Annotated in this window: 21 protein-coding genes and 1 pseudogene; 15 read left to right on the forward strand and 7 right to left on the reverse strand. The window is 69.8% G+C overall.

Going from position 1 to position 14,165, the window contains the following annotated elements; genetic code table 11:
* The 7 genes and pseudogenes from ACFUJR_RS07165 to ACFUJR_RS07195 form a co-directional block, all read right to left on the reverse strand.
* Window positions 1-585 (reverse strand): aldo/keto reductase (locus tag ACFUJR_RS07165; protein WP_383450268.1); only part of this gene is annotated, 585 nt, incomplete at its 3' end.
* A gap of 105 nt (window positions 586-690) precedes the next feature.
* On the reverse strand, window positions 691-1,443 hold the full coding sequence (locus tag ACFUJR_RS07170) for an ABC transporter ATP-binding protein (protein ID WP_383166598.1): 753 nt from the start codon (window positions 1,441-1,443) through the stop codon (window positions 691-693).
* Window positions 1,440-4,166 carry an ATP-binding cassette domain-containing protein gene (locus ACFUJR_RS07175; RefSeq protein ID WP_383166601.1) on the reverse strand — a complete coding sequence of 909 codons (2,727 nt, stop codon included), beginning with the start codon at window positions 4,164-4,166 and terminating at the stop codon, window positions 1,440-1,442. The genes ACFUJR_RS07170 and ACFUJR_RS07175 overlap by 4 nt, the downstream gene beginning before the upstream one ends.
* 12 nt (window positions 4,167-4,178) lie before the next feature.
* Window positions 4,179-4,439: pseudogene (locus ACFUJR_RS07180) on the reverse strand (ABC transporter substrate-binding protein); the annotation flags it as partial.
* A gap of 91 nt (window positions 4,440-4,530) precedes the next feature.
* Window positions 4,531-5,985: a phage integrase SAM-like domain-containing protein gene (locus ACFUJR_RS07185; protein WP_383166604.1), complete on the reverse strand. Its 1,455-nt coding sequence runs from the start codon at window positions 5,983-5,985 to the stop codon at window positions 4,531-4,533.
* Window positions 5,986-6,063: 78 nt separating this feature from the next.
* On the reverse strand, window positions 6,064-6,267 hold the full coding sequence (locus ACFUJR_RS07190) for a hypothetical protein (RefSeq protein ID WP_383166606.1): 204 nt from the start codon (window positions 6,265-6,267) through the stop codon (window positions 6,064-6,066).
* Window positions 6,268-6,425: 158 nt separating this feature from the next.
* Window positions 6,426-6,857, reverse strand: a complete 432-nt coding sequence (locus ACFUJR_RS07195) for a hypothetical protein (protein ID WP_383166609.1) — start codon at window positions 6,855-6,857, stop codon at window positions 6,426-6,428.
* Window positions 6,858-7,037: 180 nt separating this feature from the next.
* Here ACFUJR_RS07195 and ACFUJR_RS07200 point away from each other — a divergent pair, with 180 nt between their 5' ends.
* The 15 genes from ACFUJR_RS07200 to ACFUJR_RS07270 all read left to right on the forward strand — a co-directional run bounded on the left by ACFUJR_RS07200 (window position 7,038) and on the right by ACFUJR_RS07270 (window position 14,039).
* On the forward strand, window positions 7,038-7,280 hold the full coding sequence (locus ACFUJR_RS07200; protein ID WP_383166612.1) for a helix-turn-helix domain-containing protein: 243 nt from the start codon (window positions 7,038-7,040) through the stop codon (window positions 7,278-7,280).
* 2 nt (window positions 7,281-7,282) lie between these two features.
* Window positions 7,283-7,561, forward strand: a complete 279-nt coding sequence (locus tag ACFUJR_RS07205) for a helix-turn-helix domain-containing protein (RefSeq protein ID WP_383166614.1) — start codon at window positions 7,283-7,285, stop codon at window positions 7,559-7,561.
* Window positions 7,562-7,648: 87 nt separating this feature from the next.
* Window positions 7,649-7,915: a hypothetical protein gene (locus ACFUJR_RS07210; RefSeq protein WP_383166617.1), complete on the forward strand. Its 267-nt coding sequence runs from the start codon at window positions 7,649-7,651 to the stop codon at window positions 7,913-7,915.
* Entirely contained in the window at window positions 7,912-8,481 is a 570-nt protein-coding gene (locus ACFUJR_RS07215) for a hypothetical protein (protein WP_383166619.1), read from the forward strand. The genes ACFUJR_RS07210 and ACFUJR_RS07215 overlap by 4 nt, the downstream gene beginning before the upstream one ends.
* Window positions 8,481-8,774: a hypothetical protein gene (locus tag ACFUJR_RS07220; RefSeq protein WP_383166621.1), complete on the forward strand. Its 294-nt coding sequence runs from the start codon at window positions 8,481-8,483 to the stop codon at window positions 8,772-8,774. Before ACFUJR_RS07215 ends, ACFUJR_RS07220 begins: the two co-directional genes overlap by 1 nt.
* The gene (locus ACFUJR_RS07225) at window positions 8,774-9,073 is read left to right on the forward strand and encodes a hypothetical protein (RefSeq protein WP_383166624.1); all 300 of its coding nucleotides are present in this window, start codon (window positions 8,774-8,776) and stop codon (window positions 9,071-9,073) included. Before ACFUJR_RS07220 ends, ACFUJR_RS07225 begins: the two co-directional genes overlap by 1 nt.
* Complete coding sequence (locus tag ACFUJR_RS07230; protein ID WP_383166627.1) at window positions 9,070-9,588, forward strand: hypothetical protein; 519 nt, start codon at window positions 9,070-9,072, stop codon at window positions 9,586-9,588. Before ACFUJR_RS07225 ends, ACFUJR_RS07230 begins: the two co-directional genes overlap by 4 nt.
* The gene (locus tag ACFUJR_RS07235; RefSeq protein ID WP_383166630.1) at window positions 9,585-10,043 is read left to right on the forward strand and encodes a hypothetical protein; all 459 of its coding nucleotides are present in this window, start codon (window positions 9,585-9,587) and stop codon (window positions 10,041-10,043) included. The genes ACFUJR_RS07230 and ACFUJR_RS07235 overlap by 4 nt, the downstream gene beginning before the upstream one ends.
* Entirely contained in the window at window positions 10,040-10,267 is a 228-nt protein-coding gene (locus ACFUJR_RS07240; protein ID WP_383166633.1) for a hypothetical protein, read from the forward strand. Before ACFUJR_RS07235 ends, ACFUJR_RS07240 begins: the two co-directional genes overlap by 4 nt.
* A gap of 84 nt (window positions 10,268-10,351) precedes the next feature.
* Entirely contained in the window at window positions 10,352-10,606 is a 255-nt protein-coding gene (locus ACFUJR_RS07245; RefSeq protein ID WP_383166636.1) for a hypothetical protein, read from the forward strand.
* On the forward strand, window positions 10,603-10,776 hold the full coding sequence (locus ACFUJR_RS07250) for a hypothetical protein (protein ID WP_383166639.1): 174 nt from the start codon (window positions 10,603-10,605) through the stop codon (window positions 10,774-10,776). The genes ACFUJR_RS07245 and ACFUJR_RS07250 overlap by 4 nt, the downstream gene beginning before the upstream one ends.
* A gap of 122 nt (window positions 10,777-10,898) precedes the next feature.
* Window positions 10,899-11,921, forward strand: coding sequence for a hypothetical protein (locus ACFUJR_RS07255; protein WP_383166642.1), 1,023 nt, complete (start codon window positions 10,899-10,901; stop codon window positions 11,919-11,921).
* A 107-nt stretch (window positions 11,922-12,028) separates the two neighbouring features.
* Window positions 12,029-12,271 carry a hypothetical protein gene (locus ACFUJR_RS07260; RefSeq protein WP_383166646.1) on the forward strand — a complete coding sequence of 81 codons (243 nt, stop codon included), beginning with the start codon at window positions 12,029-12,031 and terminating at the stop codon, window positions 12,269-12,271.
* Entirely contained in the window at window positions 12,268-13,242 is a 975-nt protein-coding gene (locus ACFUJR_RS07265) for a YqaJ viral recombinase family protein (protein WP_383166649.1), read from the forward strand. Before ACFUJR_RS07260 ends, ACFUJR_RS07265 begins: the two co-directional genes overlap by 4 nt.
* The gene (locus tag ACFUJR_RS07270; protein WP_383166652.1) at window positions 13,239-14,039 is read left to right on the forward strand and encodes a recombinase RecT; all 801 of its coding nucleotides are present in this window, start codon (window positions 13,239-13,241) and stop codon (window positions 14,037-14,039) included. The genes ACFUJR_RS07265 and ACFUJR_RS07270 overlap by 4 nt, the downstream gene beginning before the upstream one ends.
* Window positions 14,040-14,165 lie beyond the last annotated feature (126 nt).

A 14,165-nucleotide genomic window follows, 5' to 3' on the forward strand; every position in this document is an offset into this window, starting at 1 on the left:
GTCGTCCCTACATGACTCGTCGCCGTGCGTCAGCAGCACCTGGCCGAAATTGGTTCCCAGCAGGGCCCGCTGCTGCAGATGCGGGTGGAGCTCGATCTGGTTGACCGCGGGGACGACGGAGGTCTCGCCGATCAGCCGCTCCAGGTGCTCCGGAAGGAAGTTGGAGACGCCGATCGCCTTCGCCCGGCCCTCGGCGTAGATCTTCTCGAACGCCCGGAACGTGTCGACGTAGGCGTCCTTCGCCGGCACGGGCCAGTGGATCAGGTACAGGTCGACGTAGTCCAGGCCCAGCTTGTCGAGCGAGGCGTCGAAGGCCCGGAGCGCCGTGTCGTGGCCCTGCTCGCTGTTCCACAGCTTGGTGGTGACGAACAGTTCCTCGCGGGGGATGCCGGACTCGGCGATCGCCCGGCCGGTGCCCGTCTCGTTCTCGTAGATCGCGGCCGTGTCGACGGAGCGGTAGCCGGCCTCCAGAGCCGTCGCCACCGCCCGGGTCGCCTCGTCGTCCGGCACCTGCCAGACGCCGAAGCCGAGCTGCGGCATCTCCACGCCGTTGTTCAGGGTGAGGGAGGGGACCCTGCTGTCCATGCTCACGTGCGGTCGATCCTTACGTCGTCGGGTGGTACTCCCCACGTCAACGGTCGGAGGCGTCGTCGCATTCCGCCGGTCCGGGGGCCGTGTCGGTCTCCTCGATCACGTGTCCCTGACCGTTCCCGGCGCGGAGCCGAGGTAAGCCTCCCGCACCGTGGCGTCCGCCCGGACCTCGGCCGCGCTCCCCTCGGCGAGCACCCGGCCGAGGTCCAGGACCACGACGCGCGAGCACAGCTCCATCACGAACGCCACGTTGTGCTCGACGAGCAGCACCGCGCAGTTCTCCTCGTCGGCCGCGTGGCGCACGACGGCGGCGAGCCGACGGCGCTCCTCGGCGGTCGTTCCGGACGCGGGCTCGTCCAGCAGGAGGACCCGGGGCGGGTCGGCGAGCGCCCGGGCGACCTCGACCATGCGGGCCTGCCCCACGGGCAGGGCACCCGCGTAAGAGCCTGCGAGCGCGTCGAGCCCGCACGCGTGGAGCACGGAGGCGACGCGCTCCCCGTGGCCGCGCGCACCCCGCCGCGGCCCGCCCCGCCAGTCCTGGGCCGCGACCAGGTTGTCCGCCACCGTCAACTGCCCGAAGAGCTGCCGGCGTTGGAAGGTGCGGCGGATGCCGTGGCGGGCGCGCCACACGGGGGAGCGCCGGGTGATGTCCGCATCGGCGTACTCGATCGAGCCCCTGTCCGGCCGTCTGATCCCGGACAGGACGTCGAAGAGCGTCGTCTTGCCCGCGCCGTTGGGGCCGATGAGACCACAGATCTCACCGGGGCGTGCGGAGATCGTCACGTCGCGCAGGGCGTGGACGCCGCCGAAGCGGACGTCGATCCCCTCCGCGCGGAGCAGCGCACGGGTCATCGGCGGACTCCCGTCCCCAGGTATGCCTCGGCCAGCCGGTCCGGATCCACCTCGGAGCGAGGCCCGGACCAGGCGATCTCGCCCTGTGAGAGGTACGCGACGGTGTCGGCGACACCGAGCACCTCGGCCGCCTTCTCCTCGACCAGGACCAGCGCGGTGCCGTGCGCGCGGAGTTCGGTGAGGAGCCGGAAGACCTCGTCCACGACCCGGGGGGCGAGACCGAGGGAGGGCTCGTCGGCGACGAGGACCTCCGGCGGGTGCTGGAGCAGCGGCGCGAGCGCGAGGAGCTGCTGCTCCCCGCCCGACAGCGACCCGGCGTGGACCGTCCGGCGGGCGGCGAGCACGGGGAAGCGGGTGTAGACCGCCTCCCGGTCCTCGGGTGCCGGCAGCTGCAGAGCCAGGTTCTCCTCGATCGAGAGCCCGGCGAAGATTCCCCGCCCCTCGGGCGCGAGCCGCACCCCGCGCTGCGCCCGGTCGACCGCGCCGTCCCGTGTGCCGTCCGCTCCCCGTATCCGTACCAGACCGTCGGCCGGCCGCAGCAGGCCCGCTGCCACCCGGCACAGGGTGGACTTTCCGGCACCGTTCGGGCCGAGCAGGACGAGCACCTCGCCGCCGCGAACCGCGAGATCCACGCCGTGCAGCACGGATGCGCCGGCGTATCCGGCTCGGACGCCCCGCAGTTCGAGGGCAGGCGGCTCGGAGGGGGTGCCGCCCGTGGCGGCGACGGTGGTGCCGGTCGGCCCTGGCTCGGTGGCGCCGCCCGGGGCGGACCCGCGCTCGCCCGTCGTGTCTGTCGCGCGGGTCGCGGCCGTGCGGGCGCTCGCCCGCGCCGCTCGTCTGGACGGCAGCGCCGCGCAGTACCCGTCAGGGTCGTTCGCGAGGGCGAGTCCCGCCAGGCCGAAGAGGATCACCGGCAGATGGGCGGACTCCGTGACGTACGTCGCCAGAAGGTGCGGGACCACCGCGAACACCAGCCCCGCCACCACCGCGAACTGCGGCCTGCGCACCCCCGCCGCGACGACGACGGCCAGCCACACCAGCCCCGTCATCGCCGTGAAGTCCGTCGCCGTGATCCGCGTGCTGTACGAGGCGTACAGCACACCCCCGAAGCCCGCGAGCCCCGCCGACACCGTGAAGAGCAGGAGCTTGGTCCGTATCACCGAGACGCCCGACGCCGCGGCGGCCTCCGGCGCCGAACGGACCGCGAGGATCGCCCGGCCCCACCGGGAGCCGCGCAGCCAGGTCAGCAGCGCCACCACCGCACCGCACAGCACCACGAGCGCGAGCCCCAGAGCCCGGTCGTCGGCCAGGTCCACCGGACCCACGGCCGGCCGGGGAATCTCCCACCCGGTGTCGCCGTTGCGCAGCCACCCCAGCTGGAAGAGGACCTGGTCCGCGAGGAAGGCGAGGGCCAGGGTGGCGAGGGCCAGCGACCTCCCCCCGAGCCGTAGCGCGGGCAGTGCGACCACCGCGCCCAGGAGCGCCGCCGCGGCCGTGCCGAGTGCCGTGGCGGCCACGAACGGCCAGCCGTGGCTCATCAGCAGCCCCGCGACGAGGGCGGCAACGGTCACGAAGGTCGCCTGGGCGAGCGACACCATCGCTCCGAGGCCGGTCACCACGGTGAAGGACATGAACACGAGCCCGATCGCGAGCCCTTGGGCCAGGATCCCGCTCCAGAACGGTGTGGTGACGGTGTAGAAGGCCGTACCGAGCAGGACGGCCGCCACGATCCAGGCCCCCCAGCGGCGGCCCGGGCCCTTCCCGGCCAGATGGTCGACCGGCGGCAGGTCCGCCGCGGCCGTGCCCGCCGCGCGCCGGCGCTGCGCGAGGACGACGAGGCCGGCGAAGAGGATGAGGAAGGGTACGGCGGTACGGAAGCCGGTGATGTCCTCGGCGAAGGACGAGTACCCGGCGACCAGGTTCTGCAGCACCCCGAGACCGAGCCCGCCCGCGAACGCCAGCGGCACCGAGGCGAAGCGCCCGAGCACCGCCGCCGTCGCGGAGACGAAGAGGAACAGGGTGTAGTCGTGGGCGGACAGCCCGAGGAGAGGGGTCGCGAGGACACCGGCCAGGCCCGCGAGACCGGACGAGAGCATCCACGCGACCGAGGACAGCCGGTCCGCGCTGATGCCCCGCAGCTCGGTCAGGGAGCGGTTGTCGACGGCCGCCCGCAGCAGCAGCCCGAGCCGGGTGTGCCGCATCAGCACCCACAGTCCGGCCGCCGCGAGCGCCGTCGCGAGCCAGGTGATCAGCTGGTCGGAGTCGATGCCGACGCCGTCGAGCGGCTGCCAGGACACCGCGGGGCTCGGCCCGACACCGGGCAGCCCGAACTGGTTCTCCGCCGGCAGGACGGGCGCGCCGGCCCGCTCCAGCAGCTCGACCACCCACAGCCCGGCCGCCGGCAGCGCCACCAGCAGACCGATGGTGGCCACGATCTGCGCCGTCTCCCCGACCCCGGCGAGTTTGCGGAACATCAGCCGGTCCAGTCCCCAGCCGAGCGCGGGCGCGACCACGAACACCAGCAGAAGGGCGGTGGGCACGGCCGGCCAGCCGAAGCCGGAGTGCAGCTCGTAGAAGGCCAGCGCGCAGAGGTACGCGGTGGCGCCGTGCGCGAAGTTGAAGAGTCCGGAGGCGGAGTACGACAGGACGAGCCCGGTCGCGAGCAGCGCGTACAGCGCGCCCGAGACCAGCCCGCTCAGGACGAAGCCCAGCAGGTCACCCATGCGACACGCCTCTCAGCCGAAGGGGATCGGCGGATAACACCTGAAGGGCACCGCCACCTCGTACCGCCCGTTCTTCAGCCGGACCAGCGCACCGCAGCCGAAGCTCTCCTTCTGTCCCTTGGGCTCGGCCCGGTCGCCCACGAGCGTCCCGGTGTCGGAGAAGCCGTTCGCGGCCTGCTGGAACGACTCCACGGTGAGGTCCTCGCCCGCCTTCTCGGCGATGGCGAGGAAGAGGTCGGCGCTCATGTACCCGGTCATCATGTGCATGTTGAGGGAATCTGTCGTATCAACCCCTGAGCATCACGCTGACCTGCAGTAGACCGTTCCCGACGCACGGCAGTGGGAAACAAGTGGGAAACGGGAGTCACTTGTCGGCCAGCGCCCGCCGCCGTGCCTGCAGGACCGAGTTCCTGAGGGAACCCGGCCGGACCGCCTCGACGCGGGCCAGGACCGCTTCGGGATCCGTGACCCCCTCGGCAATCAACTGCTGCACCAGCGCTTGAATGGAGGCGACAGCGTTCCTCCGGAGGACCTGCTCGTCGCGGACCGGTCTCACCCTCAGCTCTGCGGGCAGGGCCTCCCAGCGAGCCTGGAGGGAACGCATGATCTGCTGCTCCATGGCGATCGTCAGGTTGCTGTAGGTCCCCTCAACGCCCTGCAGTTCGTGACCCATACGCGCCTCGACGGCGAACCGCGGATGCCCGTCCTCGTCGAGCCACTCCTTGTGCCCATGGCGGACCAGGTACTGACGCTTGCCGGCGAACCGCTCCACAGCCTGAAGTTCCTCCCGCCACAGCTTCGGCCCGGAAGACGCGGGGGCGCCGTCTGCAACAGGGCGCCAGTACTCGCGAGTGAACGCGACCGCACCCAGGCTCCCTCCCTCGATCGCCGGGAACACCCAGGGGGAGCCGTGGGAAGCCAGCAGGGCTTCGAGGAGTTCGGCCAGGAAGGGAGGGACGACGAGGGTCCGGAAGCTGTCGTACTTCGGGGGGTGGAAGCTGAGCACGCTGTCTTCGTACTGGACTTGCCGCTCGACCCGGATCGCGGGCAGCAGGCCCTCGCCCGCGCCGTACCGGAGCAGGTCTTCGTCGTAGCGCTCCGCCTCGGTCGGGTCGAGACGCAGGTCGGTCTTGGGCCAATGGGGGTAGCAGTACTCGCGCGTGAGCCCGTACAGCTCGGCCGGCCGCATGCCCGTCATCGCCATCGTCCACTCGTAGACGAACCCGGCGAACCCCCACCGGATGTCGGCGTTGTGGGCGAGCCTCGCCACAGACTCAACTGTCATGTCGCGCTTCCGCTCCCGCGGTTTGCGCTCGTACTTGCCCCTGCGGCCCTGGCGCTCAACCGGCGACTCCTTGATCAAGCCAGCCTTCACCGCATCGTCCATGATCGTGGCGAACGTACTCAGGATCTGTGTCCGGCTCTTCGCGCCCAGGGGGACGGCTACCAGGTACTTCTTGAAGGCACGGTGGTCCATGATGTCGAGCTCACTGACCGGGCGCTGCTTGAAGTAGGCCTTGATGTGATTGACCCGCCACCGATAGTTCCTGATGGACAGATGGCGAAGGTCGAGCGATTCGAGCCAGCTCTCCGCCCACTCAGACGTAGGGGTGGCGCCGTCCCGGTTGGAGATGTGCGTGCCGTGCCGGATCTCGTAGAGCTTGTCCTGGCCGTGCCGGTATGCGGAGTCCTCGTCGGTGAAGCCGCCCTTGGATTCATAGCGCTTGCGGCCAGAGGGCAGGTACTCGCCCGTCCACCACTTGACGCGGCAGGTGCCCCCGCGCCACTCGACATAGACGTGCTGGTCGACTTGGACCATGCGTCAGCCTCCTCTGTGCTGGCGAGGATGCGGGGGTCCGGCAGGTACCCGCTGCCGGAACTCCGCATGGCCATGATCTCAGCCGATGTCGCGTATGAGGCAACCTCGGCACTCGTCACAGCTTCCTCCGAGTGTCCTCACCAACTCCCGCATGGTGGTTCGTGCTTCGTTGCGGGCGTGCGGTTGGCTCGGCACGGCGCAGACGATCCCGTGGTCGGTCTTCAGGGCCTGGCCACGGAAGCCGGGCCCGTAGTCGACGATGAGCGCGTCTTTATACAGCATGGCTCCCCCTTGTTCCGGGCGGTTGCGGGAGCCTCCAAGGACGTGTTCTGACTCTGCCACGACTCGTGCAACTTGGAACCACTTGAACAGAAAGCAGCTGGTCCGTTTTTCTCAGTATCTGCACAAGCGGAAAAGGTTGTACGACTTTCGGAGTAGTTTCAGTCGCCGAGCAGGCCGTTCTTGCGAAGGTCTCGCACCACGCGGTCGCTGAGCTCCCGGACCTGTTCCACCGTCAGACCCTCCGTGGTGGCGATCGCGGCCAGTTTCACGACGTCTCGCACTTCCTCGTCAATCAGCTCCGGAGGGATCTCGCTGATCGTGACGCCGGGCGTGGACTCTGACGGCTTCACCGGGATCGGCTCCTTGCCCTCCCCGATGGCTACGAGGCTGCCAGGCGCCCACTCGAGCAGCCCGTCGACCTTCACGTAGTTCATGGCGCGGATAGGCAGGCCCTTCTCGATCCGCTGCCATGTCTTCTTGGAGGTGCCGCCCGCGGCGGCGTTCGCATCGTTGAGGGCCAGCCCGAGCTGCTGCCGGCGCTTTCGCGCTCTCGTTGCGATGCGTTCGAGGTCGAGGTCACTGGGTGCCATGGCGCCCATAGTGACAGGACTCGCGGGGACCAGCCAGGACTGGGGTCACTTTCTGACCCAACTTGGCCCAACAATTACGCTGCTCAGAGGGCATGTGAGGGTGCTTCATGTCCACAGCCGGGCACTTAGTTACCCACTAGGAGCTAGACGGAATGGGTAGCTAGGGGTAGCTTCTTAGTCATGCACCAACCCGGAGCCACCTTCCAGGTGGACGGGGCGGCCATACGCAAAAAGCGCATGCAAGCGGGGATCGAGACCGAGCAGCTCGCCGAGGCGGTCGGCATCACAGCCAACTACCTCAACAAGCTCGAGCGAGGCGCCCGCAGGCGCTTGAGGCCCTCCAAGTACGTGCGCCTCCGAGCCGCTCTGAACGCTACCGACACCGACCTACTCGCCTCCAACGAGGCCCAACGAAAGGACTAGGAGTGGCTGCCTACGGTAAGCCCACGAAGCCCGAAGACCCGGACGCCCCGTACCTCAACCCCGCCGAGGCGGCGTGGGTCATGCGGTGCAGCGTCAAGACGATCTACCGGCGAATCAAGGACGGCATGCCCCACAGCCGCGCCGTCGACAACGGCAACATCCTGATCAGCCGCGAGGACCTGGACCACCAGTACCGGGCCCACCGGGTCGAGCCGACCCCGATCCGCCGCCCGCGGCGTGCGGCCGGCCGACCCCCGAAGCAGGCCGCCCTCGCCGCCTAGAGCGGTATGCGGGCCGCCGCCGGAGGTCGTAGCCCGACGGTCGGCCCTAGATCCACCCCTTCACCAGTCACGACAGAGAGGCTTCCCATGTCTCGAGTATCCCTCACGTACCACGAGTTGGTGCCCGTTCCGATCCCCGACCGCGTGGCCGCAATGATCGGCAGCACGATCCCGCTGCACGTCCTGCAGGCCGAGGTCGACGCCGACGCCGCCGTCCGCGAGGTGCTGAGCTTCCGCGGCCCGCTGTGCAGCGAGGACCAGGCCGACCGTGAGACGGCACTCTCCGCCCTGGCCCGCGCCAACAAGGTCCTCGGCAAGTACCACCCGCTGCTGTCCGTGCGAGGTGCCGCATGAACGCCCGCCAGGAACTCACGCGCCGCGACGACCTGCTCGTGATGCTGCTCCACGGTGGCGCCGCCAGCAATACGATCGCCCGCCACGTCGTGGACGCCGCCATCGGCGAGGCCATCGCCGAGCTTGCGATCCGCGCCCGTCGTGTCGCCATCTCGCACGAGCACTTCATCCAGGACCACAACGACCCGGGCACCGAAGCCCTGGCCGCGCAGTACGAGCTCATCAACTGGCTGTCCGCCTCGGAGCATCACGAGGGCCTGCCGGTCAACCCGGTCGAGAACGCGCTCCGCATCATCCTCGCGCAGCTCGACCAGTACGACGAGAACGTCACACCGAGCGAACTGCGTGCGGTCCTCGCCGAGGCTCTGCCCCGCGAGGACATGTCCGACCGACGGCGCCGCATCTACATCGACGGTCGCGGAGACGCCTGGCTCGACCAGTCCGTCACCTCGGACGGCACCCGTTGGGTCGCCCCGCTCGCCGGCTCCATGCCGACCGACATCGAGACCGAGGCCAAGGTCGCCGAACGCACCGGCTCCCTCCGCGAGATCGGCAGGTGCTGGTGATGAACGACAACCACCGCCTGATCGCCACCTTCCTCGCCGCGCCGCCGTTCATCCCCGAGCTGCACAAGGACGACTGTCTCGACACGACCTGTGTCCGGTGCGAGCCCGAGCCCAACCCGATCGAGCGCCTGGACGTGACCGCCGAGGAGCTCGAGCGGCAGATCGCCGAGATCCGCGCCAACGCCCGCAAGGCCTGCCCCGACGCCGACGGCGCCCACTGGGAGCAGTGGCACGCCTTCCTCGACATCGACCCCGACCTCCGCGGCCGCGACTACACCGGAGGAACCCGCTGATGCATGCCTACGACTTCTGGGCCGAGACGGGAACCGCGTCAGGGGCCATGCCGCCGCTCGCGACACTGTCCCTCTATTCGAAGGGCCGACACAGCGGCAACGAGCTGCAGATGCTGTTCCGCTCGGAGATGCCGATCGAGCAGCAGCTGGCCGTCGCGGACCGCGTGCTCGCCGGCGTGCAGCAGTGGCGCGACGGAATCGCCGAGTACGCCGAACGGCAGCGCACCGCGGCTGACGAGCTCGCCGCAGCACACGCCGAGATCGCACGCCTCAAGGCCGAGGCCGGGGAGGCGTCGTGAGCAACTACCGCGACCAGCTCGAAGAGGCCAAGGCCAAGGGCCAGCAGGAGGCCGACGCCTGGAACGCCGCTCACCCGGTCGGCACCCGCGTCATCGCGTACCCCAGTTGCCGGCCCGAGTTCCACCCGGACGACGCCGCCAAGACCCGCCTCGTCACCACGACTCGCACCCCGGCCTGGATCCTCGGCCACGGCACGCCGCTCGTCTCCGTACACGGCTACAGCGGCGGCATGGTCCTTGAGCACATCGACATCGACCACGACAGCCCGCTGCGTGACGGCGAGCTCCTCGCCCACGTGCTGACCGAGGCAACCTACGGGCGGATCGACCGCTGGCTCGACCGGATCGGCGTCTTCGCCAAGGGCTACTGGGAGTACGTCGACGGGAAGCTCATCACGACCGGGCTGCGGATCGGCGAGAAGCCGGGCCACGTCGTCGCCAAGTTCGGCGACACGATCATCTGGCACGCCGACGGATCCTTCTCTGTCCGCAAGGCCGAGGCGGTGGCGTCATGAGCACCGACATCCCCACCACCCCCTGCGCCGACCCGGCGGACACGATCATGGCGGCCGTCGCGCACGGCATGACCGGCAACCCGCTGCTCGGGATGAACCTGCTCGGCCCGTTCGTCAAGGGCGGTCCCACCACGACGGTCTCGATGTGCGCCGCGCTCGCCAGCGTGGTCGCCGTCGCCGCCGAGAAGCAGAACCCCGGCGCCCGAGGCACCTTCGGTCTCCTCGCCTTCCACGGCAACGAGCCGACCAACATCAGCGCCATGCCGCCCGGCCCGCGGTTCGCTGCCCAGTTCACCGCCGCATGGCTCAACGGACAGACGCAGACCGCCTACGCCCTCTTCAACGCCCTGCTCGGCGAGGAGACAGACGAGGACGCACGGAACCTCGCCGAAGGCATCCACGCCCTCTACGACATGGCCGTCACCTCCGCGCAGCAGATGAAGGCCGCCTCATGACCCCGCAGACGGCGATCGTGTCGGAGCTGCTGTGCGACCTGCCCGACGCCGAGCCGCAGATACGCGAGGCCGCTGGCGCCCAGCTCCTCCGGGCACTCAACCTCGTCGAGATCGAACGGGGCTTGCAGACCACCGTCGCCTACACCGCGTCACTCGCCGCCGGTCACGTCGAGGACCTCGACGCGTGGGCCGCCCGGGTCCTTGGCCCGGAGGCCGTCCAGTGACCCGCGCCTGGCTCGGCCTCGCCGCCGGCGCCGCCCTCTCTCTCGCTCTCCTCCTGCTCGGCCGACACCTCTGGGAGACCCCCCGTGCGTAAGGACATCAAGACCGAACTGCCCGACCTGATCGGCTCGGTTCGCCGCAACCCTGAGGGCACGATGCTCGCCGTCCTCTGGCCCTCGCCGCCCCACCCGTCCCGCTGGATGGTCACCGACCAGTGGGGATCGTGCGGCTACGAACCCGACACCACCGTCGCCACCTGGCCCGTCGTCGGCGCCGTCCCGTTCTCCCCGGCCGCGGGAATGGCTCTCAACGCGCCTGCACCCAAGAGGACAGCCGCGTGATCGAGACCATCGTCCGCTGCCCGATGCCCGGCTGCGCCGTCAACGTCAAGCCCGGCCCGGTCGCCCAGGACGCCATGACCGAGCACCTCATCGAGACCCACGGCCTCCCCGAGGTGTCCGCCACCTACCAGGCCGCTCTCCTCCTGCCCGTCACCACCCGGGCCGCCTAGACCACCCGCCGGCCGATGGATGACACCGGCCAACGCCCGGCGGGACAAAACCAACACCAGCAGGACGCCCCGTCGAGGTGAGTTCGACGGGGCGCACCCCAAGCATCCCAGAAGGAGCACAGGTGACCACGACGACCCTGACGGCCCACAACCTCAGCAACCTGCTGGGGAAGGTCGACCCTCACATCGGCCGCCATTCCGGGTACGGCGCGATCCAGGGGGTCCACCTCGACTACGACGGACGCTACCTCCACGCCGCCGCCACCGACCGCTTCACCTTCGCCATCGCCAGGCAGCGCATCCGCAGCAGCGACCCGGCCTGGCAGCGCACCGTCCGTCTCTCCGACGTGCCCGCCCTCACCGCCTGGGTCGACGGCCTCAACGGCGAGCACAGCGTCCACATCTCCCCCTACAAGCAGGGCCTCACCTTCGAGAGCCACGGCAACCAGCTCGTCCTCTCCATGGGAACCGGCCTGCCCTTCCCCGACTGGCGCGGTCTAGTCCGTACCGCGCTGGAGAACCAGCCCACCGAGTCGCCGTGGACCGGCTTCACCTCCGACCTCCTCGCCCGCTGGGAGGCAGCAGGACGCCAGGTGACCCTCTGGCAGTCCTCCTATGACAAGCCGCTCGTCATCCGCGGGCACAACTTCGTCGGCCTGCAGATGCCTCGCCGGATCGGTGATGAGGAGTCGCCGGAGTCCCGCTGGGACGAGTGGGCCGACAGCCTCGGCGAGGGCGGCAAGGTGGAGCAGATCGACACCCTGCACCACGACGAGGTGGAGGAACTGGCCGACAAGGGCTACGACGCCTCTGCCGCAGTCGAGGACCTGCTGAAGCAGGTCCTGCGCTCCACCGCCGACCTGTTCCAGACCGCCAGCGGAGACCACTTCGCCATGGCCGCGCACGCCCTCGCCGGCGGCCGCGCCTGGATCGCGTACCGGCTCCTGAAGGCCTTGGAGAAGTCGGACCCCGACCTTCTTCACGCAACGCTCGCAGACGTCGACGAGCAGCTGGAGTCCGGTGAGATCGGCGAGTGGGCGTGGGAGGCCGCCGAGGCTGCCGGACACAACCCGCAGGAGTGGCAGGACGACTACGTCGCCCACGTCGCCGAACAGGCCAAGAAGCGAGCGATCGCCTCCGCCTGACCCACCCCATAGACGGCGCGTGATCCCCCAGGTCCGCGCCGGCCACCGCCGCCCCACAGAGCCCCCGCCAACGGGGCGGCGGTGGTCACCAACCCCAGGAGCCCGCAGTGACCGACATTCCTCCAACCACCGCCCGGTACGTCCTCTCCGCATTCGGCGCCGCTGGCGGCTGGCGACCCGGCAGCTTCACCGAGGCCCTCATCAGCCTCCTCGCCCGAGCCGACCAGCACAACGCGGCCAAGCTCGCCAACGAGTACCCGGCCGAGGCCGCTGCGGTCCGGCTCGCCAAGTACGACGAGAACGGCATCGCCAAGCTGCAGAAGATCGCCGCCGGGCAGGTGGCCGCGTGACGCTCACCTACCCGTCCGGCGCCCAGGTCGTCCTCGGTCCCGACGCCCCCGCCGACGAGTGGCACGCGGTCCGCGCCAGCGGTATCGGCGGCAGCGACATCGTCGCCATCTGCGGACTCAACGAGTACACGAGCCCGCTGGAGATCTGGCTGAAGAAGCGCGGCGAGACCGTGCCCCGGCGCCACGACCCGGTCCTGTCCGAGGCCGCCGAGATGGGCCACGAGCTCGAGCCGTTTGTCGCATCCCGCTTCACCAAGCGAACCGGCCTCCCCGTCCTCGACAACCCCGGCACCCTGCGCCTGCCCAGCCGGCCGCACATGCTCGTCAACCTCGACCGCGCGACCGTCGAGGACGGCGAGATGGGCGTCCTCGAGATCAAGACCCGCTCGTCCTACGCCCTCAAGGACTGGATCGACGAGACCCCCGGCGAAGTCCAGGTCCAGGTCCAGTGGCAGCTCGCCCTCACCGGCTGGAACTTCGGCTACTCCGCGGCGTCCATCGGCGGGCAGCGCACCGTCGTCCACCGCATCGACCGCGACCAGCAGATGATCGACAACCTCATCGCGATCGCCGACGAATTCTGGGGCTGGGTCCAGGCCGGCGTCCGACCGCCGCTCGACGGCAGCCACGCCACCGGTCAGCTCCTCGACCGGCTCCACGCCAACCCCGTCGACCAGATCGTCGTCGCCGACGCCGCCGAGGTCGAGAAGTGGCTGAAGATCCGGGCCACGGCCAAAGAGCAGGCCGAAGCAGCCGACATCGCGATGACCGAGGCGGACAACCACCTCAAGGCCATCGCTGGCGACGCCACCGACGTCCACATCCGCGGCGAACTCGCCTACTCGTGGCGCCCCCGGCGCGGCTCCATCCACTGGAAAGACGCCGCCCTCGACGCCGACCCCGACCTCGACCCCGAGCGGTACCGCGGCGAACCCACCCGCGTCCTCAACATCCACCTGGAGAACCTGTGACCAGCGCCGCCCGCAACGCCGTCGCCCGCCGAGCCGAGAACGTCGGCCAGGTCGAGCAGAACGGCGAGCAGCAAAAGCCGACCATGGCCCAGCAGATCGAGCGCATGAAGCCCGAGATCGCCCGCGCACTCCCCAAGCACATGGACGCCGACCGCATCGCCCGCATCGCCCTCACGCTCATCCGTAAGAACCCGGACCTTGCGAACTGCACCACCGAGTCGTTCCTCGGCGCCCTGATGACCTGCTCGCAGCTGGGCTTCGAGCCCGGCTCGCCGACGCAGGAGGCGTTCATCGTCCCCTACAAGGGGGAGGCCTCGTTCCAGCTCGGCTACCAGGGCATGGTGACGCTCTTCTACCAGCACCCGATGGCGTCGTCGGTGAAGGTCGAGACCGTCCGCGAGAACGACTACTTCGAACACGAGGAAGGCCTCGAGGAGCGGCTCATCCACCGGCCGTTCGCCGGCGGCCCTCGGGGCAAGGCCGTCGCCTACTACTCCGTCGCCCGGCTCATCAACGGCGGCCGGACCTTCAAGGTCATGTACCCGTCGGAGATCGAAGAGCGTCGCCAGAAGATGCGCTCCAAGAACAGCCCGGCCTGGCGCGAGAACTACGACGAGATGGCCAAGAAGACCGTCCTGCGCAACCACTTCAAGGCCCTGCCGAAGAGCGCCGAACTGGCCCGCGCCCTCGCCCACGACGGCACCGTCCGCACCGACTGGCAGCCGGATGCCATCGACGTCCCGCCCGAGTACCTCGAAGAGCCGCAGCGCCCGCAGCTTGAGGCCGGTGACCAGTAGCCCCTGTCGGGGGGCCGCGCCCCTCACACGGGTCGCCACCCCCCAAGAAAAAACAAAAAAAAAGGAAACTCTCTTTCCCCCCCCCCCCCCCCCGCCCCACCTCCCCCCCCCCCCCAAAAAAAACCC

It is taken from the genome of Streptomyces sp. NPDC057271 (genome assembly GCF_042668715.1).
In the GTDB taxonomy this organism is placed as follows: Bacteria; Actinomycetota; Actinomycetes; order Streptomycetales; family Streptomycetaceae; genus Streptomyces.